Annotated in this window: 15 protein-coding genes; 11 read left to right on the top strand and 4 right to left on the bottom strand. The window is 70.8% G+C overall.

Annotated elements, in window-relative coordinates:
- The 8 genes from IEZ00_RS36160 to IEZ00_RS03155 form a co-directional block, all read left to right on the top strand.
- Positions 1 to 962: sodium:solute symporter family transporter (locus IEZ00_RS36160; protein ID WP_444544470.1), on the top strand; the 962-nt coding region annotated here is incomplete at its 5' end.
- A 432-nt stretch (positions 963 to 1,394) separates the two neighbouring features.
- A complete protein-coding gene (locus IEZ00_RS03185) occupies positions 1,395 to 1,751 on the top strand; it encodes a DUF485 domain-containing protein (protein WP_189221464.1) in 357 nt (118 codons plus the stop codon).
- Positions 1,748 to 3,334: a monocarboxylic acid transporter gene (locus IEZ00_RS03180; protein WP_189221463.1), complete on the top strand. Its 1,587-nt coding sequence runs from the start codon at positions 1,748 to 1,750 to the stop codon at positions 3,332 to 3,334. The genes IEZ00_RS03185 and IEZ00_RS03180 overlap by 4 nt, the downstream gene beginning before the upstream one ends.
- A gap of 152 nt (positions 3,335 to 3,486) precedes the next feature.
- The gene (locus IEZ00_RS03175; RefSeq protein ID WP_189221462.1) at positions 3,487 to 3,891 is read left to right on the top strand and encodes a hypothetical protein; all 405 of its coding nucleotides are present in this window, start codon (positions 3,487 to 3,489) and stop codon (positions 3,889 to 3,891) included.
- Positions 3,878 to 4,168, top strand: a complete 291-nt coding sequence (locus tag IEZ00_RS03170) for a hypothetical protein (RefSeq protein WP_189221461.1) — start codon at positions 3,878 to 3,880, stop codon at positions 4,166 to 4,168. The genes IEZ00_RS03175 and IEZ00_RS03170 overlap by 14 nt, the downstream gene beginning before the upstream one ends.
- 13 nt (positions 4,169 to 4,181) lie before the next feature.
- The gene (locus IEZ00_RS03165; protein ID WP_189221460.1) at positions 4,182 to 4,517 is read left to right on the top strand and encodes a rhodanese-like domain-containing protein; all 336 of its coding nucleotides are present in this window, start codon (positions 4,182 to 4,184) and stop codon (positions 4,515 to 4,517) included.
- 1 nt (position 4,518) lies between these two features.
- Complete coding sequence (locus IEZ00_RS03160) at positions 4,519 to 5,424, top strand: DUF4328 domain-containing protein (RefSeq protein ID WP_229794975.1); 906 nt, start codon at positions 4,519 to 4,521, stop codon at positions 5,422 to 5,424.
- A gap of 1 nt (position 5,425) precedes the next feature.
- Positions 5,426 to 5,905: an NUDIX domain-containing protein gene (locus tag IEZ00_RS03155; RefSeq protein ID WP_189221459.1), complete on the top strand. Its 480-nt coding sequence runs from the start codon at positions 5,426 to 5,428 to the stop codon at positions 5,903 to 5,905.
- A gap of 90 nt (positions 5,906 to 5,995) precedes the next feature.
- Here the strand turns inward: IEZ00_RS03155 and IEZ00_RS03150 are convergent, their stop codons facing one another.
- The 3 genes from IEZ00_RS03150 to IEZ00_RS03140 are packed head-to-tail and all read right to left on the bottom strand — an operon-like array spanning position 5,996 to position 9,591.
- Positions 5,996 to 6,952 (bottom strand): hypothetical protein, encoded by a 957-nt coding sequence (locus IEZ00_RS03150; protein WP_189221458.1) that lies wholly within the window; start codon positions 6,950 to 6,952, stop codon positions 5,996 to 5,998.
- A complete protein-coding gene (locus IEZ00_RS03145; protein WP_189221457.1) occupies positions 6,952 to 7,449 on the bottom strand; it encodes a SigE family RNA polymerase sigma factor in 498 nt (165 codons plus the stop codon). Before IEZ00_RS03145 ends, IEZ00_RS03150 begins: the two co-directional genes overlap by 1 nt.
- Before the next feature lie 30 nt (positions 7,450 to 7,479).
- A complete protein-coding gene (locus tag IEZ00_RS03140) occupies positions 7,480 to 9,591 on the bottom strand; it encodes a 2Fe-2S iron-sulfur cluster-binding protein (protein WP_229794973.1) in 2,112 nt (703 codons plus the stop codon).
- A 110-nt stretch (positions 9,592 to 9,701) separates the two neighbouring features.
- Here IEZ00_RS03140 and IEZ00_RS03135 point away from each other — a divergent pair, with 110 nt between their 5' ends.
- Positions 9,702 to 10,319, top strand: a complete 618-nt coding sequence (locus IEZ00_RS03135) for a TetR/AcrR family transcriptional regulator (protein WP_189221456.1) — start codon at positions 9,702 to 9,704, stop codon at positions 10,317 to 10,319.
- On the opposite strand, the gene IEZ00_RS03130 is transcribed toward IEZ00_RS03135, so the two are convergent.
- The gene (locus tag IEZ00_RS03130) at positions 10,316 to 10,534 is read right to left on the bottom strand and encodes a hypothetical protein (protein ID WP_189221455.1); all 219 of its coding nucleotides are present in this window, start codon (positions 10,532 to 10,534) and stop codon (positions 10,316 to 10,318) included. The genes IEZ00_RS03135 and IEZ00_RS03130 overlap by 4 nt on opposite strands.
- Before the next feature lie 48 nt (positions 10,535 to 10,582).
- Between IEZ00_RS03130 and IEZ00_RS03125 the strand changes: the two genes are divergently transcribed.
- Together IEZ00_RS03125 and IEZ00_RS03120 are read left to right on the top strand one after the other, a co-directional pair.
- Entirely contained in the window at positions 10,583 to 11,464 is an 882-nt protein-coding gene (locus tag IEZ00_RS03125) for a helix-turn-helix domain-containing protein (RefSeq protein ID WP_229794971.1), read from the top strand.
- The gene (locus IEZ00_RS03120) at positions 11,461 to 11,745 is read left to right on the top strand and encodes a DUF397 domain-containing protein (RefSeq protein WP_306344643.1); all 285 of its coding nucleotides are present in this window, start codon (positions 11,461 to 11,463) and stop codon (positions 11,743 to 11,745) included. The genes IEZ00_RS03125 and IEZ00_RS03120 overlap by 4 nt, the downstream gene beginning before the upstream one ends.
- Positions 11,746 to 11,798 lie beyond the last annotated feature (53 nt).

Below are 11,798 nucleotides of genomic sequence, written 5' to 3'. Positions count from 1 at the left end.
TCGGCGCGCGCGCCGAGCTGCGGTTCCGCGCGGGCGACCCGGTGCCGGTGGTGGAGGGCTCGCCGGCGTCCAACGCGCAGTGGCTGGACCCACGGGGCCGCGGCCTGAGCGGGCTGCTCGAGACCTACTCGCTGATCTTCGCCACGTTCCTGGGCACCATGGGCCTGCCGCACGTGCTGGTCCGCTTCTACACCAACCCCGACGGCCGGGCGGCCCGCCGCACCGCGCTGCACGTGCTGTACCTGCTGGGCCTGTTCTACCTGTTCCCCACGGTGCTCGGGGTGATCTCCCGGCAGTACCTGCCGGAGCTGCTGGTCACCGGCAAGACCGACGCGGCGGTGCTGCTGCTGCCGCACATGATGGTGCCCAGCCTGGGCGGCAAGATCCTCGGCGCGATCGTGGCGGCGGGTGCGTTCGCCGCGTTCCTGTCCACCTCGTCGGGCCTGGTGGTGAGCGTGGCCGGGGTGGTGTCCACGGACATCCTGCCCGGCAAGGTCCGCGACTTCCGGTGGGCCACCCTGCTGACCGGCGCGGTGGCGATCGGCCTGGCGCTGCTGCTGCCCCGCGGCGACGCCTCGCTGACCGTGGTGGCCATGTCGTTCACCCTGGCCGCCTCGACGTTCTGCCCGCTGCTGCTGCTGGGCATCTGGTGGCGCGGCCTGACCTGGGTCGGCGCGATGGCGGGTCTGATCGTGGGCGGCGGCCTGGTGATCGGCTCGCAGGTGCTGACCGTGATCAGCTCCTACACCGGCGACTGGGCGCCGCCGATCACCGCCCAGCCCGCGCTGCTCACCGTGCCCGCGGCGTTCGCCACCATGGTCGTCATCAGCAAGTTGACCGCCCGCCGGTCCCCCGAGGACGTCAACCAGATCCTGCTGCGGCTGCACGCGCCCGACCCGCTGGGTTTCATGCGCGACCGCGACGTGCAGCGCTTCGGCAGCGGCGAGAAAGCGGACGCCTGATCGGCGCTGTCCCCCCGCACTGCCCCCCATGCGGGGGTGGCGCGTGTCGGCTTGTCGGGACCGGTCCCAGGGCGGCCGGGGAGCATGATCGGTGCCGGATGCGTCCGGTGTGCCGACGTGGCTCCTGGCGCGGGGTTGGGGGGTGGTCGAGCCTTCGGGGGTCCGGGGGCGCTGCCTTGTCGAGGCTTGCTCGGATGGGTGACGGTGTGCTCACCATAGGGTGACCGGTGAGGTTGGTCACGGAACGGTACTTCGTCTCAGCATTACTACCGCTCGTCGCATCACTCGACAGTTGGGCGCATAAGCGTGGACGGGGACTACCGAGCGTGAGCCACGTCTCTTTACGGTGCACGGCGAACCGGAGCGCACCAGGAGGGCTTACGTGCCGTTCATGCCGCTGACACCGTCGCCAAGTAAGCGAGGAGGGGACCGTTGAGCACCGCTGAGAACACCTCGGGGCCCACCCCGTCCGACTCGGCCGGGCAGAACTGGGTCGAGGTCCAGTCCAGCCCCGACTTCGTGGAACTGCGCAGCAGGTTGCGCAAGTTCGTCTTCCCCATGGCCGGCCTGTTCCTGGCCTGGTACCTGCTGTACGTGGTGCTCGCGGACTACGCGCACGACTTCATGGCCACCAAGGTCGTCGGCAACATCAACGTGGGCCTGATCCTCGGCCTCCTCCAGTTCGTGTCGACCTTCGCCATCACGACGCTGTACGTGCGCCACGCGAACAAGAACCTCGACCCGACCGCGGAGAAGATCCGCGCTGAGCTCGAAGGGGGCCGCTCGTGAACGGCAACGCCCTCCTCAACATCGGCATCTTCGGCGTCTTCGTCGCGGCGACCCTGGTCGTGGTCATCCGGGCCAGCCGCAACACCAAGACCGCCGCGGACTACCTGGCCGCCGGACGCGCGTTCACCGGCCCGCAGAACGGCGTGGCGATCGCGGGCGACTACCTGTCCGCCGCGTCGTTCCTGGGCATCGCGGGCGCCATCGCGCTCAACGGCTACGACGGCTTCCTGTACTCCATCGGCTTCCTGGTCGCGTGGCTGGTGGCGCTGCTGCTGGTCGCCGAGCTGCTGCGCAACACCGGCAAGTACACGATGGGCGACGTGCTCAGCTTCCGGATGCGGCAGCGCCCGGTCCGGGCCGCGGCGGCCACGTCCACCATGGCGGTGTCCTTCTTCTACCTGCTGGCGCAGATGGCGGGCGCGGGCGGCCTGGTGGCGCTGCTGCTGGGCATCACCGGCAAGGTCGGCCAGGCCGTGGTCATCGCGGTGGTCGGCGCGCTGATGATCGCCTACGTGCTCATCGGCGGCATGAAGGGCACCACCTGGGTGCAGATCATCAAGGCCGTGCTGCTGATCATCGGCGCGGGCGTGATGACGCTGTGGGTGCTGGCCAAGTTCGGCCTGAACCTGTCCGGCCTGCTCGGCGCGGCGGTGGACAACGCCCCCAAGGCGGGCGAGAAGCTGCTCAGCCCCGGCCTGCAGTACGGCACCAGCGGCACGACCAAGCTGGACTTCCTGTCCCTGGCGCTGGCGCTGGTCCTGGGCACCGCGGGCCTGCCGCACATCCTGATGCGCTTCTACACCGTGCCCACCGCCAAGGAAGCCCGCCGCTCGGTGGTCTGGGCGATCTGGCTGATCGGCCTGTTCTACCTGTTCACGCTGGTCCTGGGCTACGGCGCGGCGGCGCTGGTCGGCCCCGACAAGATCAACGCGGCACCCGGCAAGGCCAACTCGGCGGCTCCGCTGCTCGCCGAGGCCCTTGGGGGTCCGCTGCTGCTGGGCCTGATCGCGGCGGTCGCGTTCGCCACGATCCTGGCGGTCGTGGCCGGTCTGACGATCACCGCGTCGGCCTCGTTCGCGCACGACATCTACGCCAACATCATCAAGAAGGGTGAGGCGGAGGACAAGGACACCGAGGTCAAGGTGGCCCGGCGGACCGCCATCGTGATCGGCATCGTGTCGATCCTGGGCGGCATCGCGGCCAACGGCCAGAACATCGCGTTCCTGGTCGCGCTGGCGTTCGCGGTGGCCGCGTCGGCGAACCTGCCGACCATCCTGTACTCGCTGTTCTGGAAGCGCTTCAACACCTCGGGCGCGCTGTGGAGCATCTACGGCGGCCTGAGCGTGACGATCCTGCTGATCGTGCTGTCGCCCGCGGTGTCGGGCAAGCCGTCGTCGATGTTCCCCAACGCCGACTTCGACCTGTTCCCGCTGTCCAACCCCGGCATCGTGTCGATCCCGGTGGCGTTCCTGCTGGGCTACTTGGGCACGGTGCTGTCGAAGGAGAACGACGCGGAGAAGTACGCCGAGATGGAGGTGCGCGCGCTGACCGGCGTGGGCGCCGAGAAGGCGACCGCGCACTAGCGTCACGCTGAGAAAGAGGGCCATTCCCGCTTTTTGCGGGAATGGCCCTCTTTCGTGTGATCATCAGAAAATTTGGCTAACGCTGAGTAGTTCTTTCGCGAATGACCCGGCGAGGGAAGCGGGTGGTCGTTTCCAGTGAGGAAGTGGTCCGAGTGGGCGGGGTTCTGGTCACCTTGGCGGTGGCGGTCGGCACGGCGTGCGCGCAGATGTTCATGAAGGCCGCCAGTCGGCCGGGGCTCGGCGGCAGATCGCACGGCCTGCGGCGCGACGACCTGCTGTTCTGGACCGACTGGATCATCGCGGCGTCCGTCGCGCTCATCGGCTCCGCCCTCGCGCTGTCGTTCGCGGGCAAACCCGTCCCGCCGCTCCAGCTGGTGGCGAGTTTCCTGGCGCTGCTGCTGGGCGTCACCGCGTTTCCCATCTTTTTGCGTAGCTTCGCCTATGCCGGCCGTGCTGAGATGGAGAAGTGGGGTTGGGTGGTCACGGCCAACCTGGTGGGAATTGTCTTCCTGCTCAGCGCGGTGCTGTTGGGAGTGAGGGTCTATGAGTTCTCTTGACGATTTCCGGAACCGGCACGGGCGGATCGGGGCGGCCCGGTGGGCGCTGATCGGCGCGGTGGCCGTCGCCATCGCCGCCGCCGTGGTGTCGATCGCCGCGGCCATCGGGTGGTGGACCCCGGTGGCCATCCTCGCGGTGGTCGCCGCGGCGGCCGGGGTGACCGCCCTGGGCCTGCGGTGCGCGGCCCCCACCGGGACCAGCGCGCACACCGGGGCGCACCGGGAGCACGTCCACGAGCAGGAGTCCGTCCTCATGCCAGTGCAACGCGGGGCGTGACACCATAGTCCGCGTGAGCGTTCCCAGCGTTGAAGTGTCCGAGGTCCCGCAGGAGCTGCCCGACGGCGCGGTGCTGCTCGACGTGCGCGAACACGACGAGTGGACGGCGGGCCACGCCCCCGGTGCGCTGCACATCCCGATGAGCGAGCTGGCCGGGCGGCTGGACGAGCTGCCCGACAAGGAGCTGTACGTGGTCTGCCGCGCGGGCGGCCGGTCGGCGCGGGTCACCCAGTACCTCAACGCCAACGGCTGGGACGCCACCAACGTCGACGGCGGGATGCAGGTGTGGGCGGCGCAGGGCCGTCCGCTGGTGGCCGAGGTCGAGGGCGCGCGGCCGGAGGTCATCTGACGTGGTGTTCCAGCCGATGCGCGTGGACTGGGTGGCGAGCCCTCCGCCCGGCGCCTACCCCAACCGTCGGTTCGGAGCGCCCACCCGCCCCTACGCGGGCCCCCCGTCCTACCCGGTGCCGCCGCGCTGGGGCTTCCCGCTGCTGGCGTGGCGCTGGCCCACCTCGGTGGCGCTGGAGGCCGTCCGCCCCCTGGACTCCGCCGACCAGGTCCGCCGGTCCGCCCGCACCGCCGTGCACGCCCTCGGCCTGGTCGCGCTGACCGCGCTGTGGGCGGCGGGCAGCGAGCTGTGGCGCTACGTGCTGCTGCTGCTCAGCCGGTACGGCGCCCTGTCGGCGACGACGGTCGGCGTGTCCGACGCGATGGTCGTCGCCTCGTCGGTGGTGGCGTTCGTGTCGGGCGCGATGGCGGTGGTCTTCACGCTGCTGTGGCTGCGCCGGGCCCGCGAGGCCGCCGCCGCGACGGCGGGCTACGGCCCGTCCCGCTCGGAGCGGGAAATCGTCCTGGGCCTGGTGGTGCCGGGCGTGAACCTGGTGGTGCCCGGCTCGGTCGCCGCCGAGCTGGAGCACGCCGCGGCGCGGCAGCCCGCGAACGCGCGCCCGAAGCCGTCCAAGCTGGTCCGCACCTGGTGGGCGCTGTGGGCGGGCACCGGCCTGTTCGTGGCGTTCACCTTCGCCTGGTCCTTCCGCGACAGCGTGCAGGCCATGGCGGACGGGGTGTTGCTGCACGCCGTCGCCGACCTGCTGGCCGCCGCGGTGGCGCTGACCACGGCCGCCGTGGTGCGGCGGATCACCACGCTGCTGCTGCCGGTGGACCCGTCGGCGGTGCGCCGGATGCGGGTGGTCGGCGTGAAGGACGCCCCGGAGCCGGAACTGCGCCCGGTCCGCGCCGCCGGGTCGCCGCGCTAGCGTGGTCCACCGCCACCTGGTCGACGTGCACGTCGTGCTCGTGCGCGACCGTCGTGTCCTGCTGTCGCGCCGCCGCGACACCGACTCCCGCTTCGACGGCCGGTGGCACCTGCCCTCGGGAAAGGTCGACGCGGGCGAGTCGGTCCTCGCCGCCGCCGCGCGCGAGACCGAGGAGGAGATCGGCGTCCGCGTCGAGCAGGCCGACCTGCGGCACGTGCACACCGTGCACGTCACCGCCCCCGGCCTGGAGCCCCGCCTGGGCCTGTTCTTCGAGGTCACCCGCTGGTCGGGCGAGCCGGTCAACCGCGAGCCCGACAAGTGCTCCGCCCTGACCTGGTTCCCCCTGGCCGCCCTCCCCGCCGACCTGATCGACTACCCCGCCGCCGGCCTGCGCGGCTACCTCTCCGGAACCCCCCTCACCCTCACCGGCTGGCCCCCCGCGCCTGCAAGTACCACCCGACCCCCCGAAAGGGGCCGTTAACTACTACCCGGCCCGCGTCTGTCCGCCGGCGGGTAGTAGTTAACGGCCCTGGTGAGCCCCTCGGGTAGTACTTGCCGACGCGGCTGGGGGTCAGGGGGTGGTGGCCAGGGCCAGGCCGATCCGGGTGAGCTGGTCCTCCGACAGCGGCAGCGTGGCGCGGCCGGGGCCGAAGCGGTCGAATGCCTCCAGGTCGGGGCGGAACCGGAAGTCCGGGCTGCCGTAGTTGTGCACCTCGACCTGCACCAACCGCCCGTCCGGCCGGTAGACGCGCAGCACCTGGCTCAGCGACTGGAACGGCTCGCTGGGCCGCACCGGGTAGAACTGCACCACCGTCGAGTCCGGCAGCACGGCCCGCCGCGGCGGGGCGCAGTTGCCCTGCGAGAACGCCTGCTCGTCCGCGGCCTTCAACGGGTCGCCCCGGTGGGTGCCCACGGACAGCCACACCCCGCCGGTGCCCAGCGGGTCGGTGACGTCCAGCCAGTGCTGGTAGGCGTCGACCGAGTCCGGGCGCTTCGCCTTGTTCGCCTTGAGCACCTGCTCGTTGAGCGGTCCGACCCGCGCGGGCGCGGCGACCTCGGTGACCGCCGCCTGCCACGCGTCCAGCAGCGACTTGGGCGGCACGACCGTGCCCAGGTTCCCGAGCGGGTCGCCCCCCATGTCGCACTGCGGGATGGACAGGACCGACCGGTCCGGCGGGGGTGGCGCCGACGCGGCGGGCTGCCAGGTGCCGTACGGGGTGCGCGGGGGCAGGCTCGCGGGGGTCCAGTTCGCGGTGGGCGCGGTCGCGGTGGGCGCGGTCGTGGTGACGGCGGGCCCGTCGAGCTTCCCGACCTGCACCGGAGGTCCCGCGAGGTCGCGCAGCGCCATCGTGCCGAAGCCGACCCCGCAGACCACCGCCAGCACCCCCGCCATCGCCCCGGCCCGCCGCGCCAGCACCCGGCGGCGGCCCCGCCGCAGGACCTCGGCCAGCTCGGTGGACGGCGCGGGCGCGGGCCCCTCGACCTCGGACCGCAGCACCTCGCGCAGCTCCTGCTCGTCGTCCCACATCAGGCACACTCCGGGGTCTCGGTTGCGCGGTAGGCCTCGCGCAGGGTCTCCAGGCCCCGCGCGGTCTGGCTCTTGACCGTGCCGGTCGAGCACTGCAACGTGTCCGCGACCTGCTCCACCGACATGTCGTGCAGGAAGCGCAGCACCAGCACGGCGCGCTGCCGGGGTGGCACCAGGCGCAGCGCGGCGAGCAGCGGCTGCCGGTCCTCGGCCGCCGAGGTGTCGGCGGGCACGGCTCGCTCGGGCGGGTCCGCCACGGTGTGCTCCCGTCGCCTGCCCCGGCGGCGGGAGTCGAGGAACACCCTGGTCACCACCACGTGCAGGTAGCCGTCCGCGCCTTCCCGGCGCACCTTGCGCCAGTTGGCGTACATGCGGACGAACGCCTGCTGCGCCATCTCCTCGGCCTCCACCCAGTCGCCGCACAGCGCGTACGCGGTGCGGCGCGCCCGGTCGAACCGGTTCGTGAAGAACTCGGAGAACTCGTCGTCGCGTCCCACCCGGTGCCCTCCTGCCTGCGGTCACCCCAACTACGCGGTTGTGCCCGGAGGGGTTGCACCGGCGGCGATGTCCAGGACAACCTCGGTCAGCGGGCTGCCCACGCACGTCAGGACGTAGCCGTCGGCCTCCTGCCGCGGCGTCAGGCAGTTCGGCCCGCTCATCGCGACCCGCCCGCCGCGCAGCTTCACCACGCAGTCGCCGCAGTTGCCGACCGTGCACGAGTACGGCATCGGCAGCCCGGCGGCGAGCCCGGCGTCCAGCAGCGTCTGACCGGGTTCGACCACCGCCGAGCCGACCTCGCGCGTCCCGTCCGCGACCACCATCTTCTGCGGCGCGGTGGTCGCGGTCGCGTCCGCCCCGCTGGTGTAGCGCTCGCGGTGCACGCGATCGTCGGGCACGCCGAGTTCGACCAGGACGCCCCCGACCGTGTCCATCAGCCCATCCGGCCCGCACAGGTAGTACCGGGCGTCGTCGGACGGCCGCAGGTCGGCCAGCCAGCCGCGCACCCCCGCCGCGTCGAGCCGCCCGCGCTCCCGCGTCAGGACGTGGGTGACCGTCAGCCGTTCGGGGTGCTCCCTCGTCAGCCGCAGCAACTCGTCCGCGAAGATGACCTCTTCTTCACTGCGGTTGCTGCACAGCAGCGCGATCCGGCCCGACGTCGGTTCCGCGAGCAGGGCGCGGATCACGCTCATCATCGGCGTGACCCCGCTGCCCGCCGCGACCAGCACGACTTCCCCCGACGTTGGTTCCACGTGGAACGATCCGGACGGGCCGCGCACCGACAGCCGGTCCCCGGCGCGCAGGTTCCGGTGGACGTGGGTGGAGAACCGGCCGCCCTCGACCCGCTTGACCGTGATCTCCAGCCGCGACGACCCCGGCGCGGACGACGCGGAGTACGCGCGCCGCAACGGTCGGCCGTCGACGTCCGCGACCAGCGTGAAGAACTGCCCAGGCCGGAAGTCGAAGGGACGCGGGCGTTCGGCGTCCTCCAGCACGAGGGTGACCGCGCTGGGCGTCTCCCGCCGCACCTCGACGACCCGCACCTCCCGCAACGGCTTGTCCGCCGCGGGCCGGGCGGGCCGCGAGCCCAGTTCGACGTCCTGGTAGCCCTCCTTGAGCAGCCCGGACCGGTAGGCGCGGTTCATCACCGCCCGGAACGCCCGCTCGAACCCCGGAATCCTCCCGACGACCTTGAGCACGCGGGCGAGCACGCCCCGGCGGGCGGCCATGTTCGCGGCGAGGTGTTCCCCGGCCAGCACCATCAGGTCCGGCACCGCGCCGGGTGCGACGTGCGCGCTCCACACCCGCGAGCGCGCCACGGCGTCGTTGGCGGCCACCTCGGCGTGCTCGACCTCGATGAGCAGCGCCGCGTGCGGGGGCGTCCCGCGCAGCGCCACCGTCTCCAGCAGCGCGGGGTCGTCGGTGATCGAGCCCCGGCCCCTGCCGTGCAGCACGCCCGTCCGGCCGGGGACCAGCGCGGCGAACGACAGCCGGTCGTCCTGAAGCAGGTTGTGCAGGCTGTCCGTGCGCTTGTTGCCCCTGCGGTCGGCGATGAGGAGCGTCCGGCCGTCGAGCACGCGCGCCACGGTCGGCTGGTCCCCGCGCGGACTGGTGTCGCCGCCACCCGACTTGTCCCAAGTGGACAGAACCAGGAACGGTGCGGCAGCGAGGAATTCCACGACACCCGGACCACCCAACGGGCCGTCACCCACGATCACGGGCGTGGCCTCGGCCACCGGCTGCTGCCACAGGCGCGAGCGGATCACCGCCTGCGCGCAGTGCACATACGCCTCCTGGACGTCGATGAACGTCTCGACCCCCTTCCGCTCGACCACGGAACCGTTGAGGCGCAACGTCTCCCCGATGCCCGGCAGGAGGAACACGAACGACACCGGCCCGTGCGCCTCGCCCTCCGGCAGGGCGAAGGAGATCCGCGTGGGGGAGTGGACGCGCACGAAGCCCGGTGTGCCGCCGATGAACGTCGTGCGGCTGACGCCACCGGCGTCGCGGTAGCCGAAGCCCGCCAGCGGGCAGCGCGCCAGGACGGAGCGGCAGCCCTCGTCCAGCGCGCCGATCTGCTTCAGCATGACCATCGACGGCCGCTGCCCCACGGCCGCCTCCACCTCGGCGACAGTGGCCAAGCGGTGTGGCGTACTCACAACGGACTCTTGTTTTCGCAGCTCATAGCACTATTGTGAGCATTAGCTCAGGTCTTTGCTACTCGCTTTTACCGCCCTCGGAGAGGATCAGGATGCCCTCGGCCGACCGCCGCTTGGAGCCACGTCGCAAGCCCCGCCAGGTGCGCGCCGAGCTGACGCGCGAGCGCATCCTCACCGCCGCTGCTCACGTTTTCGCCGAGCACGGCTACGCGGCGGGCACCACCAACCGCATCGCCGAGCGCGCCCGCGTCTCCATCGGCTCGCTGTACCAGTACTTCCCGAACAAGGACGCCATCCTCGCCGAGCTGGCGGTCCAGCACATCGACCGCGGCACCTGGACCGAGGCCGACCGGCTCGACCTCTCGCCGGGCACGCTGGAGGCCGCGGTCCGGGCGCTCGTCCGCGACGCGATCGACAACCACAGCGACGATCCCCGGCTGCTCCGGCTGATGATCGAGGAGGCCCCGGTCTCCCAGGAGCTGCTGGACACCGTCGCCCGGCACCAGCAGCTGCGCACGAGCCAGGTCCGCGACGTCCTCGCCCGCCACCCCGACGTCCGGGTGGGTGACCTGGACATGGCCACGGAACTCGTCCTGTTCACCGTGGAGATGAACACGCACAAGTTCATGGCCATGCCGCAGGGAATTCCCGTGGAGAAGTTCGAGAACGAACTGGTGGCGATGATGACCCGCTACCTGCGCGGGGACTAGCAGTCGTCCTCGTCGTACTCCCAGCGCAGGACGAGCGGCACCCGCTTGCCGTAGCGCTTCAGGGCGTCCTCGGCCGTGGAGTGCTGGCCGACCATGGTCCTGCCGGTGTCCGGGTCGCGGCGGTAGACGATCGCGTCGGTGCGGGTCTCCTGGGCGATTTCCATGCCGTAGGCGAACACCTTGCTCGGGTCGCTCGCGGACACGAGAGAGAACAAGTTGGCTTCCATAGGGGTAATGTCCACCCGAGACGGCCACACTTTTCGGTGAACATCATTGGAAATCTCGATTTTGTCCGTCCCGCTGCGATCATGGAAGACGTGCCGAACCGACCGCCTTTCCGCCGCCGCAGGTTGGGGAAGAAGCTCGCCCGGATGCGCGTGCGGGCGAAGATGACGCTGGACGAAGCCGCGGCGGCGCTGTACAAGACGCGCAGCGCCCTGCACCGCATCGAGAAGGGCGAGACGCTGGTCGACGTCCACCTCGTGAAGTCGATGATGGACCTGTACGACCACTACGACCCCGACCTGGTCGACCAGACCCAACGCGCCCGCGAGCGGGGCTGGTGGACCTCCTTCGGCATCGAGAACCAGGGCTACATCGACGTGGAGACAGAGGCATCCGATGTGCGTGAAGTGGCGGCATTGATCATCCCCGGTCTACTCCAGACGCCCGCCTGCATGCGCGCCTTGTTCGAGTCTCATCGATTGCAACGGACCAAGCGCTGGTTGGAGAACGACATCAAAGTCCGGCAAATCCGCCAAGAGCGGATCATCGACTCCGAGAACCCCCTGCGGCTGCACGCCGTCGTAGGCGAAGGTGCGCTTCGCACGGTGGTCGGCAGCGCCGAGATTATGCATGATCAATTGGGAAAGCTGGTCAGGGCAGCTCGGCTGCCCAATGTCACGCTGCAAGTGGTGCCGCATGAAATTGGTGTTCCCGATGGGCTGAGCACTAGCTTTATCCTGCTGGACTTCTCCGAGCCCGAAGAAACAGGTGTCCTCTTCATCGAATACGTGACCGGGGCGCTGCACGTCGAAGATGAGCATGAACTCCGGGAGGCTAGACTGACGTTCGATCACCTCGCCGCCAAGGCATTGAGCCCCGATGCGTCAGTGACCTTGATCGAGCGGGTCCTGGCCGGATGAGAGAGGCGATGGCTGTGTCTACAGTGGACCTTTCCGGTGCGAGATGGCGGAAGAGCAGTCGCACCAACGGTGCGAGCAACGCGGCCTGTGTCGAGGTGGCCTGCGCTGATGCAGTGTGGCGCAAGAGCAGCCGCAGCAACGGAGCCAGCAATACAGCCTGCGTCGAAGTGGCGTTCACCGGGCCTGCCGTGGCCGTGCGGGACTCCAAGAACCGGACCGGCCCCACCCTCGCTTTCCCCGCTGTTCAGTGGGCGTACTTCCTCCGGACCTTGGGCGACTGACCCGGCTCTGCGACCGTGGAGCCATGCGGGCACTCGTCGTGGCACTGCTGGCA

The organism is Saccharothrix coeruleofusca (assembly GCF_014648515.1).
Taxonomy (GTDB): Bacteria; Actinomycetota; Actinomycetes; order Mycobacteriales; family Pseudonocardiaceae; genus Actinosynnema; species Actinosynnema coeruleofuscum.
The sequence above is the reverse complement of the archived record's forward strand: the minus strand, read 5'-3'. Positions and strand labels throughout refer to the sequence as shown.